Source organism: Bacteroides hominis (assembly GCF_033042785.2).
Classification (GTDB): Bacteria; Bacteroidota; Bacteroidia; order Bacteroidales; family Bacteroidaceae; genus Bacteroides; species Bacteroides hominis.
The window spans coordinates 5,084,777-5,099,939 of sequence record NZ_CP178829.1 but is presented as its reverse complement, the minus strand read 5'-3'; the positions used below and the strand labels follow the sequence as shown (position 1 = coordinate 5,099,939).

Sequence of the window (15,163 nt, the reverse complement as noted above, 5' to 3'; positions counted from 1 at the left end):
ATGGAAACAGTATTCCTGATTGGAGGGAGCGGCTTTATCGGCAAGAACCTGGCACAATACCTGTCTCAAAAATATCATGTGCATGTATTTGATAAGTATATTGATCAGCCCTTCTTTACATCTTGTCCCTCCATTGAAACAACGGAACTGGATTTGGTAAGTCAACGTATCCCACAGGATGTACCATCACCTGATTATATCATAAATCTTGCTTCGATAGTGACGGCGGAGCGGAATATGTCCTTGTTTGATGAACTAATTTCGTCCAACTTAAAGATCCTTCTCAATCTGTATGAACGTTTCAAAGAAGAATCCTTGTTGAAACTTTTTGTTCAGTTCGGCAGTTCTGAAGAGTATGGTTCTGAACAATCTCCCTTTCGGGAGGAAGACCGTGAGTGTCCTAACTCTCCGTATGCCTTGGTCAAGCAATTGACAACCAATACATCCATGATGTTGTATCGGAATTATGGCTTTCCGATAATGGTTGTCCGACCCGGTAATTTGTTTGGTCCGCTTCAGAATAAGGATAAATTCATCCCCTATGTTGTCGGGCAACTGAGATCCGGGCTTCCTTTGAATGTTTCCCCCTGTGAACAGAAAAGAGATTTTATTTATGTGGATGACTTCTCTTGTGCAATAGAATCCCTTTTACAGAACCATTTCAAATGTCTTGGGGAGATTGTGAATGTGAGTAGCGGAGAAAGTATTTCTTTGAAACAGATTATCGAGCATTGTAAAGCATATCTTCACTCGTCATCGGATGTGAATTACGGTGCTTTACCCTATCGGGAGAATGAAGCTATGGATCTTAAATGCTCCATAGCTAAACTATCATCAATAACGGGATGCAATATCCATTTTGATAACGAAAAAAGACTAACTGATTATTTAAAACAATAACTATGAAGTATTTGATAACCGGCGGATGCGGTTTTATAGGGAGCAATCTTGCAGCGGAGGTGCTAAAGAGAGGTGAAAAACTCTTTGTCTTGGACAATTTATTTCGTTATGGCAGCAGCTCAAATCTTGAGTGGTTACGTACGAAAGGTGACTTTACATATTATCCTTATGATACCCGTAATACCAACGATGTCGAAACGGTAATAAAGGAGGTGCAGCCGGATTATATTTTTCATTTGGCGGGCCAGGTTGCGATGACCACCTCCATCTCCAATCCTCGGTTGGACTACGAAACAAATGCTTTGGGAACATTCAATTTACTGGATGCTGTCCGTAAGTATTCTCCGGATTCTGTAATCCTGTATTCTTCGACGAATAAGGTTTACGGTGATTTTGAGTATTTGCATTTCAGGGAAGAGTCTACCCGTTATGTTTGCGAAGAATACCCTAATGGCTTTCCTGAATCGATTTCTTTGGATTTTCACTCTCCTTACGGTTGTTCGAAGGGTTGTGCCGATCAATACCTGCTGGACTTCCATCGTATCTATGGTTTAAAGACGATTGTTTTCCGTCATTCTTCCATGTACGGCAGTAATCAGCACGCTACCTACGATCAGGGGTGGATTGGCTGGTTCTGTCAGAAAGCTCTGGAGATCAAGAACCATACTTTGCAAGAACCTTTTACAATCTCGGGTACCGGTAAACAGGTCCGTGATGTTCTTCATGGTGAGGATGTTGTGAATTTGTATTTTACAGCAAAGGACATTGACAAAGCTTATGGCGAGGTGTTTAATATTGGAGGTGGTATAGAAAATAGTCTTTCTTTGTTGGAACTGTTTGATTTGCTTGAGAATAAACTTGATATTGAGATGATCTATACTCAATTACCTTGGCGAGAGAGTGATCAGAAGGTTTTCGTGGCGGATATTGAAAAAGCTACAAGGATTTTGGGATGGCTGCCGAAGGTATCGAAAGAAGCAGGGATAGAGTTGATGATTAATTGGTTAAGAAGTTCATATGGACTTGGTTAATAGATTGTTGTTTAGGAAAATAGGGGTTGATCAAGCTATTCTATTTACTGGATTAGCTCGCATTGTACAGGCAATAGGGGGACTAGTGGTCGTTGTTTTAGTTACAAAAAAATTAACCAATATAGAACAAGGATATTATTTTACATTTGCTAGTATTTTGGCTATTCAAATTTTCTTTGAGTTAGGTTTTAATAATATTTTGAGCCAATATGTGGCTCATGAGGCTATTAATATACGATTAGAGGAGAATGAATTTGTTGGATGTAGCACATCAAAGTCTAGGATTTCGTCTTTATTGCATTTTTCTGTTAAGGTATATTCTACTTTATCTATTTGTTTGTTTTTTGTGTTATCTTTAGTTGGATATATATTTTTTATATTCTGTTCGAAAGATAATATTGTAGAATGGAGAATGCCTTGGCTGATGCTATGTTTGATGACTGCTATATATTTTTTTATATCTCCTTTTATAGCTTTTCTTCAAGGATTAGGAAAAGTTAAAGAGATTGCATTAATGCAGTTTATACAGCAATGTGTATCTGTTATCGGCTTGATTGGTACCCTTCTTTTGGGTGGAAAATTGTATGCAGGAGGAATTGCCTTATTTTTAGGAGTTTTGGTCTGTACTTGCTTTGTTTATAAGAGGTTTAGTAAAATATTATATGCTATTTATCGTAATTCGGTTACTTGTGTTATATCTTATAAGAAAGAAATTTTTCCTTTTCAGTGGAAGATTGCTTTAAGTTGGATTAGTAGTTATTTTATTTTTCAATTATTTAATCCAGTCTTATTTGCTACTGAGGGTGCTGTAGTTGCAGGGCAAATGGGAATGACTTTAAGTGTACTTAATGCAATTATGTCTCTTTCTGATAGTTGGATAACTACAAAAATTCCTTTATTTTCAGGCTTGATAGCTGCCAAAGAATATCTAAAATTAGATCGTATTTTTAAACTGACTATGTTTCAATCATTTTTTATAAATATATTTGTGTTATTTCTTTTCATATTTGGTTTATATATAATTGACATATATAAAATTTCTATATCAGGTCATTTGTTAATTGATCGTTTTTTGCCGTACGGATTAACTGTGATGTTGATGTTTACAATTGTGTTGAGACAATTATATGGAGGATGGGCTATTTATCTTAGATGCCATAAAAGGGAACCTCTATTAATACAATCAGTAATAATTGCAATCATGTGTTCTGTATCAACATTATTTCTTGGAGCCATTAGTGGAATTAATGGAATTGTAATAGGATATACATTCTTAACATTATGTTCCGCAGTATGGATATATATAATATTTTTACAAAAAAGAAAAAAGTGGCATTATGCAAGTATTTGAAGATAAACTTTTAACCATTGCTATTCCTACTTATAATAGACCTGAAAAATTGAAGGATCAAGTATCGTTACTTCTAAAGCAAGTAACTGATCAGGTTGAAATTCTTATTTTAGATAATTGTAGTTCATATAATATTTATCAGCTATTTTCGAAAGAAGAAAGACAGAGGATTCATATCGTGACTCATAAAGTAAATGTTGGGATGCCTACTAATTACATTCGTTGTTTAGAGTATGCAACTACTGATTGGGTATGGACTCTGTCTGATGATGATCCTGTACTGCCAGATGCGATTAATAGTGTTTTATCGGTTATAAAGAATAACTCAGATGCGATTTCTATTTGTATGAATTCCACCTTTGATGTTAGTTCTTATAGTTTTATTGAATTTGTTACTTTATTGAAATCTCATAAAATTTTCTCTTTACATTTTTGGATGTCTATTTGTATTTATAATTTGTCTAAATTGAGGCCTTATATATCATCAGGATGTAATGATTCTACGACAATGATTGGTCCACTCCTCGTCGTTCTTGAGTATTTGAGAATCAATGGTAAGGGACGTTGCGTGTTAACTTCACAGGAAATTATATTATCATCTAATTCTATAACATCATGGAAGAAAGCAGACTTTTTAATTCGTTTAAGTTTGGTATATGATATATTTAGAAATGATCGTAAAGTACTTCAAAAAACATTGTTTTATGGTATGACAAATTTAAGTTTATATGTCCTTATCCAGGGGATTAGGGAGAAAACAGTAAGTAATAAGGATGGAAAATATATATTGAAGGAGTTGTTATTCAAAAGTGGATATATGTATTTTATTAATAATTTCTTTATTCTTTATTTAAAGGCTGTATGCTATTTGTATTTACCTATTTCTATTATGGATAGAATTATTACTTTAAAAAAGAAATAACTATCTAATGAGAAAACTTAATATTTTATTTGTTTTTCACGTACCTTTTATTGCACAAAATGGCGGTGTTGAGAGAGTAACAGATATATTGTCACGCCATTTGATTAATCGTGGATATTCTGTTTTTTATTTAAGTAGTGAACAAAGATGTAGTAACTTTGATTTTCCTGTAAAGCAGTTTTATTTTCCAACATCTAGCTATTATTCTCAAAAGAATATAGACTATTATAATTCTTTTTTACTGGAAAATAAAATTGATATTGTGATTAATCAAAATGGTTCAGAGAAAGCGGCTTTTTTATATTTAAATATAAAAAATAGAAGTAATGTGAAAATTATATCAGTAATTCATACTAATCCTCTTGTGGGATTTCGACATCATCAATATGCATTGATACCTTTATGGGTGAGTTTTTCTTTACGAGATGTCTGTGAATATTTGATGAAATTATTATTATTCCCTCTCAGATATATATATAGAACGCTAGTTCAATTACATAAATTGAAATCTCAATATTCATATGTAACACAAAATAGTGATGTAGTTCTTTTGTTATCAAATAATTATATTAAGGATATGTCATATATATGTCCTAGTTCTGTTTTTAAACTGAGAAGTATACCCAATCCATTACCATATTCAGGAAATACATTATATTGTAAAAAGAAACAAATACTATATGTTGGGAGATTTGGAGTTACAGAAAAGCGTCCAGACAGATTATTGAAAATCTGGAAGAGAATATATAAACAATATTTGGATTGGGAATTGATATTTGTAGGATATGGTGGTCTTGAACGTTATATGCGTAATTATGTTAAGCGTCATAAATTAGAACGAGTCCTTTTTGCTGGTCAATGTGATCCTAGGATCTATTATGAGTCTTCTGCTATATTATGTTTAACATCTTCATATGAGGGATTTCCAATGGTTTTATTAGAGGCTATGCAGCATAAAGTTATTCCAATGGCATTTGATAGCTTTGCTTCAGTCCGAGATATAATAATTCCTAGAGAGACTGGTTTGTTAGTAACTCCATTCAATTTGAATGAATATGCAAATCAATTGGCTGAATTAATGTCTAATCCTTCCCAAAGATTAAAGTTAGCTGAGCAAGCATATTCTTTTGTACAGAAATTTTCGGCTTCCAATGTTGTTTCTAAATGGGAGGATTTATTTGTTGAGATTATGGATAAAGGTTAAGAAAATGATGGAAACTATTGATATATTATTGGCTAGTTATAATGGTTCAAGATTTATAGAAAATCAAATATTGTCAATTATTGGTCAAACATATAAAAATTGGATTTTATATATTCATGATGATGGTTCCAGTGATAATACATTAGATATCATTAAGAAATACGAAAAATTGGATTCTCGTATTAAATTAATTGATGATGGAGTCTCTTTGAAAAGTCCAGGGGCTAATTTTATGCATATGCTTGGAGTGTCACAAGCTAAATTTATCTGTTTTTGTGATCAAGACGATTTATGGCTTGAATATAAGCTTGAAGTGTTACTATCTGAAATTATTTCTAAAGACAATTCTATTCCGCAAGTTGTCTATGGCAATGGTTACACATGGTTTCCGGAAAGTTATTATATGGGGTGTAATTCTGCATCTGTTTATCCTCATTCTTTACAAGATTTGTTTTTCTTTAATGGTGGGTATCAGGGTGCATCTGCCATTTTTAATATAAAAATGAAAGAATGCATCGATAAGAAATATACTTATATAGCAATGCATGATCAAATTTTAAATTTGGCAGGGGTCCTTTTCGGTAATATACATTACATTAATAAATCTTTATTTTTATATCGCCAACATAGTTCTAATTTTACTCCCCATATTGTCCAAAATGGAATAGAAAGATTTGATAGAATTATTCATAATTTGAAAGTGCCAGTACTAGAGGAAACTTATTACCTTGGAATTAAATCTTTTTATGATATTCATAAGTCCAAGATGAAGAGCCGTGATATAGAACTATTTGATTGCTTTCTTGAATATCCTAATAAAAGAGCGTTTTGGAGATTTATTTCAATATTAAAGTATGGATATAAGGTTAATAATTCTAGGATATATTTATTGATTAAACTTTTGATAAGGCCTTTTCTTATTAAGTCTGGAAAATATTGATATAAGATGCTATATCTAACTTTGATAATTACACTGTTACTTATTAGATCTTCTATAAAAAAGTATGATAGAGTATTTAATCCCTTTACTCTTTCTTTACAAATACCCTTGCTGTTTTTATTGATTCCACAAATAATAGCTATTAATATAGGGCTTGGTGAAGATTATTTATTATCAGATATTGTTATATTACTCAACATTCTTTTTATATATATAGGTTCAAGGATAAATTGCCGTTTTTGGGCTGTGAAAGAGATTGAAAACGTTAATCTAATTTCTATAATTTCTATATGTATTGTTTGTGTGTTATTTTTTATAATGTTTCCTTTGCTAATATCTTATGGATTATCTTTAAAGGGGGTTAGAGATTTCTATGAAGCTGTTGTTTTTTCTCCTTATGCATCTCTATATGAAATATCAAAAACATTACTGATTATTATTGTTATACTTCAGTTTTTAAAAACACAAAAACTTACTGTTGGTATATTTATAGTGGTCTTCTTTTTGATTTTTTCAGGTAGTAAAATGGCTATACTTTCTACATTAATTGTTTTTGTAACGATGTATGAAGAATATAAAAAAGTTAATTATACTTATATGTCATTCTTTTTATTATTTTCTTTTATTTTAATGCTACTGTATCATTATTCTCAAAGCTCTCAAACAGAAATAGGAATGGCTGCTTTATCTTATTTTGATCTATATAAACAACAGTCTATTGTTATTGATATGTTACAGAGAAATCAAATGGATTATTATAATGGGCAAATATATATAAGTTCTTGGTATAAATTAATTCCTCGATTGTTTTGGCCAGATAAGCCTGTTGACTATGGGTTTGCGTTGTTGAATTATAAAATATATCCAGAATATTCTGCAGAAGGATATATGCCTTCTTTTGGATTAGGTTATGCTTATGCAGATTTAGGCTTTTGTGCAGTTGCATTAGACGGATTTCTTACTGGATTTTCCCGGAATTTTTTTTATAGTATATTTAAGAGATCCAATAAAAATAATACAAGCTTTATATTGTATATCTTGACGTTAAATATTGTGACCTTTATTTTGTTGATAGCATATTCTTTTTGTGATAAAATAAAATTAAAAATAAAGTGATTCCTAAAATTATTCATTATTGTTGGTTGAGTGGTGATCCATTTCCTGATTTAATAAATAAGTGTATTAATTCTTGGCATAACATTTTGTCCGATTATGAATTTATGTTATGGGATACAAGGCAGATTGATGTTAATTCTAATTTGTGGTTAAAGCAAGCTTATGAAAATAAGAAGTATGCTTTTGCCGCAGATTATATCCGCTTTTTTGCTTTGTATCATTATGGAGGAATATATTTAGATGCTGATGTTGAGGTGCTTAAAGATTTTAAATCGCTTTTGATTGAAAAGCAATTTTTGGGAGAAGAAGCTAGTGGAGACATTGAAGCTGCTGTTATTGGAGCTGAAAAAGGTGCAGATTGGGTGAAATCTTGTTTAGATTACTATGCAAATCGTCCTTTTGTGAAAGAAGATGGTTCGTTTGATACTAAGCCTGTGCCTTTATTACTAAATAGAATTATTCAAGAAAAGGCATTTGATATTAAACCATATTATTATTTTTCACCTAAAGATTATAATATTGGCAAGATAGATATAAGTGATAGTACCTTTTGTATTCATCATTTTGATGGAAAGTGGATAAAACGGGGGCTGAAGTATTCTCTTAAAAGAAATATGCACAAAATTTTATACTATGCTTTTGGGCGAAAGGGACATAACTGTTTGGTACGTGCTATAAGAAAATTGAAATGATGAAGTTCTCTGTATTACTTTCTGTATATTATAAAGAAAATCCTGATTTTTTGAAGCAGAGTTTGGATAGTATTTTGAACCAAAGTAGATTACCTGATGAGTTAGTTTTAGTAAAGGACGGTCAATTATCTATTGATTTAGATAGAATGATTGATTCTTATGTGAGAAAATATACTGGTTTGTTTAAAATTTTAGCTTTGTCTGAGAATCAGGGTTTAGGTAAGGCTTTAGATGTCGGATTGAAGTATTGTACTTTTGATGTTGTTGCTCGCATGGATACTGATGACATTGCAACTCCAAACAGATTTGAAAGCCAAATTACTGTATTTGAAAAGTATCCGGAATTGGATGTAGTTGGTGCTTGGATTAGCGAATTTGAAAATGTTTCTTCAAATGTTGTTTCTATAAGAAAACTTCCGGAATATCATAATGAAATATATCTTTATGCAAAGAAACGATGTCCTATTAATCATCCAGTTGTGATGTTTAAAAAGGATGCAGTATTTGCTGCGGGCGGATATAGGCATTTTCCATTATTTGAAGATTATTATCTTTGGGTTAGGATGTTGATGAATGGCGCGAAGTTTTATAATATTCAAGAGAGTCTTCTAGCATTTAGGTTTTCAAGTGAGATGTTTAAGCGACGTGGAGGTTTAAAATATGCAATTAGCGAATTGAATTTACAAAGAGAGTTTGCAAGAATGGGGTTTATTAATTGTTACGAATTATTTCGAAATGTAACAATAAGGTTTGTATCTCGTTTGATTCCAAATAAGGTTCGGGAATTTGTCTATTTGAAATTACTTAGATAATATTGTGGAAATGATAGTAACTTTATGAAAGGCATTGTTTTAGCCGGTGGTTCCGGTACTCGTCTGTACCCCATCACCAAAGGAGTTAGTAAACAGCTTCTTCCTATTTTTGATAAACCGATGATTTATTATCCGGTTTCGGTGTTGATGCTTGCCGGTATCCGTGAAATCTTGATTATATCTACTCCGGATGATCTTCCTGCTTTCCGACGTTTACTGGGAGATGGTTCTGATTACGGAATACGTTTAGAGTATGCGGAACAACCTTCTCCGGATGGTTTGGCTCAAGCATTCATTATCGGTGAGGAATTCATTGGGAGTGATTCGGTTTGTTTGGTGCTTGGAGATAATATCTTCTATGGGCAGAGTTTTACCCGTATGCTGAATGAAGCTGTACGCATGGCAGAAGTGGAACAGAAGGCAACGGTGTTCGGTTATTGGGTAAGTGATCCGGAACGTTATGGAGTGGCTGAATTTGACAAAGAAGGAAATGTCTTGAGTCTGGAAGAGAAGCCTGAAGAACCGAAGTCTAATTATGCAGTGGTAGGGCTTTATTTCTATCCGAATAAGGTGGTGGAAGTAGCAAAAAAAATAGAGCCCTCTGCACGCGGAGAATTGGAGATAACGACAGTGAATCAGGAATTTCTCAAAGATCAGGAACTGAAAGTTCAGTTGTTAGGTCGTGGTTTTGCCTGGTTGGATACCGGTACGCATGATTCTTTAAGTGAAGCATCTACTTTTATTGAAGTGATAGAAAAGCGTCAGGGATTGAAAGTAGCTTGTTTGGAAGGAATTGCTTTGAGACAAGGTTGGATCAGTGCCGATAAGATGCGTGAATTGGCAAAGCCCATGCTGAAGAACCAGTACGGACAGTATTTGTTGAAAGTGATACAGGAACTTGGTTTGAAATGAATGTAATAAAGACTGCTATCGATGGGGTTGTTATCCTTGAGCCCCGTATTTTTAAAGATGACCGGGGATATTTCTTTGAATCTTTTAATCAGAGGGAGTTTGAGGAAAAAGTATGCAAGACTACGTTTGTCCAGGATAATGAAAGTAAATCGAGTTATGGTGTACTTCGTGGTTTACATTTTCAACAGGCCCCTTTTGCTCAGAGTAAATTGGTGCGTGTAGTGAAAGGAGCGGTATTGGATGTAGCTGTTGATATCCGTAAAGGATCTCCTACATTTGGACAACATGTGGCAGTAGAGTTGACGGAGGATAATCATCGTCAATTTTTCATTCCCCGTGGGTTGGCACATGGATTCAGTGTATTGAGTGAGGCAGTTGTTTTTCAGTATAAGTGTGATAATTTTTATGCTCCGCATAGTGAGGGTGCCATTGCCTGGGATGATCCGGATTTGGGTATTGACTGGTGTATTCCGGCAGATCGTGTGATTCTCTCGGAGAAGGACAGCAGACATCCTCGGTTGAAAGATTTAAATTTATGATTCTCTCTTCTTTGGTACATACCGATTTTCAGCCTTATTTACTACTTAATACGGATGTATGGGCTTTGCCTGAGGATAAGGCGTTGGAATTGTTGGTTTATCTTGAACAGCAAGGTGTCAGGCAGATCTACTGTGTACCTCCGGTAAAGGTGGAAAATGAAGGTAATGCTTCTTCTTTTCTGAAAGATGCCTTTCAATATTTACAGCAGCAATACTCCGGTAATATCTCTCTGCGTTTGTCGGCAAGATATCGTTTGGATGAAGGATTTCCGGTTTTGTTGGAGAAGGGAGATTTGTTGACGATAGGAGGGGGGAAGGAGTTACTGGTAGATGTGTCTCCTTTAAAGCAGCCGGAAGGACTCAGTGAGATGATTCATGCCATCTGCCGGTCGGGTTATATCCCTGTTCTGATGCAACCGGAACGTTCACTTTATTGGGGAACGGAAGACTATCTGCACTTGCGGGAATCGGGATGCAGGCTGATGCTGAATCTATATTCCTTGTTCGGTTACAATGGTGACGGAGCGTTGAATTACAGCCGTATGTTGTTGAAAAAGGGTTGGTATACATATCTCTGTTCGGGCAGGGAGGATACAAAGGTGATGCGATATAGTGAATCGTTTTCGATGGAGGATGATGACGATTTGGCGATGAAATTGCAGGAGATAGAAAGAAACAGCAGGCTGTTGTGGTCTGTTACGGAAAACGGGTAACGGCGGTTATTCGTGTTTTAGGCGGCAGCCGGGATTACCGTAACAGGTGATTCCGGCTGTTTTTATATAATATCTTTGAGCCTCTTGAGGAATCAATATCTACTGATATGCTCAGTATAAATTAAAGGAATTGAAATTGTGCAAATAAGTAATTATCACGGGAAATATCCGTTACTTTGCTGAGAAGTTCTGTACTCACCCTGCCATAATAGTAGGAAGGTTGTAACATCTAAAGGTGATACCTTATTGGCAGGATCAGGAACTGATAGAGAAGGTCGATCTGGATAGTGCCGTTAAGTGATTGCGCTATCTGGCAATTCCGGTTCCATCACGATTGGGACCGGAGAATTAGGAATAACCGAATAATATGTGTATATTTGCCGTTACTAACATTGGGTTTATACTGAAATCTTCTTTGTGCGTGATTGTTTTCCGCTTCATTCTGCGGCTTATGGCATTCCCCAATCGACATCATTATTTGCTGCTTTGTTCAGGATAAAAGCCGCGCCTATGTGCTGCTGGCATTCGGCGTAGCGTATGATCTGGATATAATGATGAAATCGTTTGTTTATTGGTATGTGTGTGACATAAAACTGCCTATCCGGCAATCAACATGTAAAAGAACAGGCAGTATTGATTCAGACATAAAATTATTGAATGGTAAAAAAAATAACAACAAGTAAACGTGACCGGGAGAAGCTAAAGGAGCAGAAACGTAAGGAGAAGCAACAACGTAAAGAGGAACGCCAAAGCAGCGGTCCAAGTTCTTTTGAGGATATGATTGCTTATGTAGACCAGTTCGGTGTTTTGCATTCAGTGCCGCAGGAACGGATTGAGGAAGAAGTAGATGCATCTCATATCGAGGTTTCTGTACCCAAACAAGAGGATGTGGAAGTGACTCCTCACATGGGGCGTATCGAGTATTTTAATGCTGCGAAAGGCTATGGTTTTGTGAAAGATACGGATAATGGCGAAAAGTATTTCTTCCATATCTCTTCTGCCCCAGCAACAATTGCTGAAGGTGATAGAGTGACATTTGAAATAGAGCGCGGTATGCGTGGAATGAACGCTGTACGAATATCAATAGTGACTGAATAGCAAAGTGGCTTCCGAAATAAGTAATTATCACGGATAATAATAATGGATATGGCCCCAATAATTGATAACTCAATTATTGGGGCCATATTGGTAAGTGATTGTTACTTTTCGTTTTTATTTCAGCTTCTGTATATTTAAGGCCATATTGATCGAATATCTTGAACACATCTTTTTATCTCAGGATAGGTGAAATAAAGATCGGCATTTAGGAGCTTCTTTTTAAATGTATCTTTTCTTTGATAAATAGTTGCTATTTTGTCATATTCGCCCGCTTCTGACAGACGTTTTTTTTCGTTTCTTTTCAATATATTGCATATTTCTTCTCCTAATTTTGTAATCAAATCGTATAGATTATGTCCACGAATATATAAGTAGGTATTTTCTTCTGTAAGTCCCAGGCGTTTGTATTTGGCTTTCTCTACTGCTTCATCATAATTGGGATAAATACTTTTTAAATAGGATATTTGGGGAGTAACTCTTTTATGAAGAGTGGTAATAATATAGTCTCCATTGTCATCTATTCTATTGTTGCTGTAGGGGAATGATAGTAATTTGAAAAAGTCAGTATTGGGTAATTTCCTTTCCTTTTGTCTGTGATCATATAAGAAAAGAAGAAATAACGGATAAATCTCTTTTGAGTATGCCAACAAAAACTTATTAAAGTCAAAAATGCTATTTGTAAATCCGCAGGTCAATATAGGTAACGCAGCTAAACGATCTGTGAAACAAAGATGATTTTCGAAAGAATAAGTATAAGTCTGTAGTATGTAATGCTTGGCGTCTATATTGGGTTCTTGCATTAAATAGTGTAAATCACTGTCTATGGCAATCGCCATCTTACTGTCGAGGAAATCTTTGAAAATAAGACAAGTGGAACTTCCCGTAGCTTTATTTCCAGATTGGGAGCGGCTGTAGGGAATAAAATAAAAATTGTATTGAGGACATGCCTCTTTAAATATTTTATTCCAAAATATAATATCGTTTTTATCTTCCAGATGGATGACAGCTTTACATCCATTCAACAACAGTGAGGCTTTGTAGTTTTGTGCTACAGTTGCATAATAAGCTTTTTTGCTTGGTGTCATTTCTCTTTTTATATCGGTTTGACGATATCCTCCATAAATACTAATTTATCTCCCCATCCATCGGCAAAGATACTCGGTGAATGAGTTGAAAGAATGATCTGGCAATTTTTATTTAGAATTTGTATAGCTTCAATTAATTGTCTTTGCCATTCGATGTGAAGGGATAGTTCCGGTTCGTCCATTAACAGAATGAACGGTTTGTCTTCCTTTAAAAATACCTTGAGCAATATGAGTAACAATTGTTTTTCTCCTGAGGATAGCTGTTCCGGTTCTATCTCCTCTTCTTGGTTTAAAAACGTGAAAACCATTTTGTTTTTTGAATTGATACTGATCTGTTTTTGGGTACTTGCAAAAAAACTATTGATTATTTTAAATAACATCGAGATTCGTTCTTGTATCTCTTCTGACTGTTCAGGGTAGTTAAGGATTTTTGAACGATAGTCGATGAAATTGAAAACGTTTTTATTTAGCGGATAAATAGTCATATCCAATTCTTGCATAAGAGAAGATTGAGTACTTTTCTTAGCTGTCGGTATGTCGAATGTATTGATGTATTCGATGTCTAAAAGCCAGTCTTTTTGAAATTCTATGCTAAAATCTTTTTTGTCTGCATGATATAATATGCTACCTCCTGCATCAAACCGAATAAAGATATCTGTTTTAAGCTTATTGAGCTCTTTGATATCACTTGTAAGTAGCAAGTAGATAAATCGGAGAAAGGTAGATTTGCCACTTCCATTGGGACCGACGAGGATATTGACTTTGGGATCTACGTGATTCCATTCGATGTCCTGTTTTCCCCACATCTTTTTAATTTGTATCTGCGAAATCTTCATTGCTTCTGTTTTATAATTACTTACTGTTTATCAGCTTGATTTTAATAAAGGCTGTCATTGCAAAGATAACCAATCTCTTTTAATATTTGTTCAGTAGAAACTTTTTTTCATAAGTCGCCCCACTGAGCGACTTATGAAAAAAGGAAAATTTATTTTTCCGCAGCCTCTTCTTGGGCTTTCTGTTCCATTTTTCTTTTCACAAATTCGATTTTCAGGTTGGCTTCTTCTTTCTCTTGCTGAATCTGACGTATGGATGAAAGTAATTTGGCCAACTCGTAAGTACCGACGAGTGCTTCACGGTCGGAAGGAGTCATGGTAATGGAGAATTTCCGTTCGCCGAGATACTCGACACGGATATTTTTCTTATCGCGGTTCATGTAGAGGAAACTGAGGACGTTGCCGTCTTCTCCCATTTTGTAGTCGGCTTTTTCGATTTTTTCTCCCAGATCGGTAGTCTCGTAGCTGTCGTTGGAGGCTGGGGTTTCGGCAAAACTTCCGTCTGGTGCTATCACTTTGACTGCTACGTGGTGGATATTGCTTGGGCCGCAATAGATGGATGTCAGTGTCATTACTCCCTGTTCGTTCACCTGGAAGCGGAGGAAAGAACGATGCAGGTTTTTCTCTACGGTTTGGGTAGGCCAAAAGTAGTTACCGATTTTTTGATATTCTTCGTTTTTCTCAAAAGTATATTTATTCTTGATAGCTTCGAACTCTTGCTGTTTGACTTGTAGCATGCTATCCAGATATATAAGGCTTTCTTGCTGTTCTTTCAGTTCTACCTGTTGCATCAGTTTGATACCTTCTTTACGGGTATCGAATGCCTTTGGATACAGAATTTTAATACTGTCGATCTGCAACTTGGCTTCGTTGTAGTCGTTGCGTTCAAAAGCTGCGCGGGCAGCTGCAAGCTTTTCACCCGCTTTCTTCTCGATGTTGTCACCACAAGCAGTCAGCAGTGACAATGTACATGCCAGGACAATCAGTTTTTTCATTTTGTTGTTCTTTACTTAGA

16 protein-coding genes are annotated in these 15,163 nt (G+C 34.9%); 13 read left to right on the top strand and 3 right to left on the bottom strand.

What is annotated here, in order from left to right; all coding sequences use genetic code 11:
* The 13 genes from R3O62_RS21450 to R3O62_RS21390 all read left to right on the top strand — a co-directional run bounded on the left by R3O62_RS21450 (position 1) and on the right by R3O62_RS21390 (position 12,230).
* Entirely contained in the window at positions 1-900 is a 900-nt protein-coding gene (locus R3O62_RS21450; protein ID WP_032535894.1) for an NAD-dependent epimerase/dehydratase family protein, read from the top strand.
* Between the two features lie 2 nt (positions 901-902).
* Positions 903-1,931 (top strand): GDP-mannose 4,6-dehydratase, encoded by a 1,029-nt coding sequence (locus R3O62_RS21445; protein ID WP_032535893.1) that lies wholly within the window; start codon positions 903-905, stop codon positions 1,929-1,931.
* Complete coding sequence (locus tag R3O62_RS21440) at positions 1,918-3,282, top strand: oligosaccharide flippase family protein (RefSeq protein ID WP_033572585.1); 1,365 nt, start codon at positions 1,918-1,920, stop codon at positions 3,280-3,282. The genes R3O62_RS21445 and R3O62_RS21440 overlap by 14 nt, the downstream gene beginning before the upstream one ends.
* A complete protein-coding gene (locus R3O62_RS21435; RefSeq protein ID WP_005781142.1) occupies positions 3,269-4,204 on the top strand; it encodes a glycosyltransferase family 2 protein in 936 nt (311 codons plus the stop codon). The genes R3O62_RS21440 and R3O62_RS21435 overlap by 14 nt, the downstream gene beginning before the upstream one ends.
* 7 nt (positions 4,205-4,211) lie before the next feature.
* Positions 4,212-5,408, top strand: coding sequence for a glycosyltransferase (locus R3O62_RS21430; RefSeq protein ID WP_032541816.1), 1,197 nt, complete (start codon positions 4,212-4,214; stop codon positions 5,406-5,408).
* Positions 5,409-5,412: 4 nt separating this feature from the next.
* Complete coding sequence (locus R3O62_RS21425; protein WP_033572586.1) at positions 5,413-6,348, top strand: glycosyltransferase; 936 nt, start codon at positions 5,413-5,415, stop codon at positions 6,346-6,348.
* Positions 6,349-6,354: 6 nt separating this feature from the next.
* Positions 6,355-7,464 (top strand): hypothetical protein, encoded by a 1,110-nt coding sequence (locus tag R3O62_RS21420; protein ID WP_217737576.1) that lies wholly within the window; start codon positions 6,355-6,357, stop codon positions 7,462-7,464.
* Positions 7,461-8,156 carry a glycosyltransferase family 32 protein gene (locus R3O62_RS21415; protein WP_032535451.1) on the top strand — a complete coding sequence of 232 codons (696 nt, stop codon included), beginning with the start codon at positions 7,461-7,463 and terminating at the stop codon, positions 8,154-8,156. The genes R3O62_RS21420 and R3O62_RS21415 overlap by 4 nt, the downstream gene beginning before the upstream one ends.
* Positions 8,156-8,968: a glycosyltransferase gene (locus tag R3O62_RS21410; RefSeq protein ID WP_032535470.1), complete on the top strand. Its 813-nt coding sequence runs from the start codon at positions 8,156-8,158 to the stop codon at positions 8,966-8,968. Before R3O62_RS21415 ends, R3O62_RS21410 begins: the two co-directional genes overlap by 1 nt.
* 24 nt (positions 8,969-8,992) lie before the next feature.
* Positions 8,993-9,880 carry a glucose-1-phosphate thymidylyltransferase RfbA gene (gene rfbA / locus R3O62_RS21405; protein WP_005808173.1) on the top strand — a complete coding sequence of 296 codons (888 nt, stop codon included), beginning with the start codon at positions 8,993-8,995 and terminating at the stop codon, positions 9,878-9,880.
* Positions 9,877-10,419, top strand: coding sequence for a dTDP-4-dehydrorhamnose 3,5-epimerase (rfbC, locus tag R3O62_RS21400; RefSeq protein WP_032535452.1), 543 nt, complete (start codon positions 9,877-9,879; stop codon positions 10,417-10,419). Before rfbA ends, rfbC begins: the two co-directional genes overlap by 4 nt.
* Positions 10,416-11,132: a CpsB/CapC family capsule biosynthesis tyrosine phosphatase gene (locus R3O62_RS21395; protein ID WP_032535453.1), complete on the top strand. Its 717-nt coding sequence runs from the start codon at positions 10,416-10,418 to the stop codon at positions 11,130-11,132. The genes rfbC and R3O62_RS21395 overlap by 4 nt, the downstream gene beginning before the upstream one ends.
* Before the next feature lie 657 nt (positions 11,133-11,789).
* A complete protein-coding gene (locus tag R3O62_RS21390) occupies positions 11,790-12,230 on the top strand; it encodes a cold-shock protein (protein ID WP_032535454.1) in 441 nt (146 codons plus the stop codon).
* 134 nt (positions 12,231-12,364) lie between these two features.
* Here the strand turns inward: R3O62_RS21390 and R3O62_RS21385 are convergent, their stop codons facing one another.
* From R3O62_RS21385 to R3O62_RS21375, 3 genes are all read right to left on the bottom strand, one after another.
* The gene (locus tag R3O62_RS21385; protein ID WP_317472496.1) at positions 12,365-13,315 is read right to left on the bottom strand and encodes a DUF4435 domain-containing protein; all 951 of its coding nucleotides are present in this window, start codon (positions 13,313-13,315) and stop codon (positions 12,365-12,367) included.
* A gap of 8 nt (positions 13,316-13,323) precedes the next feature.
* Positions 13,324-14,151 (bottom strand): AAA family ATPase, encoded by an 828-nt coding sequence (locus R3O62_RS21380; protein WP_022010979.1) that lies wholly within the window; start codon positions 14,149-14,151, stop codon positions 13,324-13,326.
* 149 nt (positions 14,152-14,300) lie between these two features.
* Positions 14,301-15,143 carry a hypothetical protein gene (locus R3O62_RS21375; protein ID WP_005808162.1) on the bottom strand — a complete coding sequence of 281 codons (843 nt, stop codon included), beginning with the start codon at positions 15,141-15,143 and terminating at the stop codon, positions 14,301-14,303.
* Positions 15,144-15,163: the final 20 nt, after the last annotated feature.

Coding starts and splice junctions, on each gene's coding strand:
- R3O62_RS21430 (WP_032541816.1), top strand. CDS start 4,212: ATGAGAAAACTTAATATTTTATTTGTTTTTCACGTACCTTTTATTGCA.
- rfbA (WP_005808173.1), top strand. CDS start 8,993: ATGAAAGGCATTGTTTTAGCCGGTGGTTCCGGTACTCGTCTGTACCCC.
- R3O62_RS21450 (WP_032535894.1), top strand. CDS start 1: ATGGAAACAGTATTCCTGATTGGAGGGAGCGGCTTTATCGGCAAGAAC.
- R3O62_RS21445 (WP_032535893.1), top strand. CDS start 903: ATGAAGTATTTGATAACCGGCGGATGCGGTTTTATAGGGAGCAATCTT.
- R3O62_RS21395 (WP_032535453.1), top strand. CDS start 10,416: ATGATTCTCTCTTCTTTGGTACATACCGATTTTCAGCCTTATTTACTA.
- R3O62_RS21435 (WP_005781142.1), top strand. CDS start 3,269: ATGCAAGTATTTGAAGATAAACTTTTAACCATTGCTATTCCTACTTAT.
- R3O62_RS21380 (WP_022010979.1), bottom strand. CDS start 14,151: ATGAAGATTTCGCAGATACAAATTAAAAAGATGTGGGGAAAACAGGAC.
- R3O62_RS21425 (WP_033572586.1), top strand. CDS start 5,413: ATGATGGAAACTATTGATATATTATTGGCTAGTTATAATGGTTCAAGA.
- R3O62_RS21385 (WP_317472496.1), bottom strand. CDS start 13,315: ATGACACCAAGCAAAAAAGCTTATTATGCAACTGTAGCACAAAACTAC.
- rfbC (WP_032535452.1), top strand. CDS start 9,877: ATGAATGTAATAAAGACTGCTATCGATGGGGTTGTTATCCTTGAGCCC.
- R3O62_RS21410 (WP_032535470.1), top strand. CDS start 8,156: ATGAAGTTCTCTGTATTACTTTCTGTATATTATAAAGAAAATCCTGAT.
- R3O62_RS21390 (WP_032535454.1), top strand. CDS start 11,790: ATGGTAAAAAAAATAACAACAAGTAAACGTGACCGGGAGAAGCTAAAG.
- R3O62_RS21420 (WP_217737576.1), top strand. CDS start 6,355: ATGCTATATCTAACTTTGATAATTACACTGTTACTTATTAGATCTTCT.
- R3O62_RS21375 (WP_005808162.1), bottom strand. CDS start 15,143: ATGAAAAAACTGATTGTCCTGGCATGTACATTGTCACTGCTGACTGCT.
- R3O62_RS21440 (WP_033572585.1), top strand. CDS start 1,918: ATGGACTTGGTTAATAGATTGTTGTTTAGGAAAATAGGGGTTGATCAA.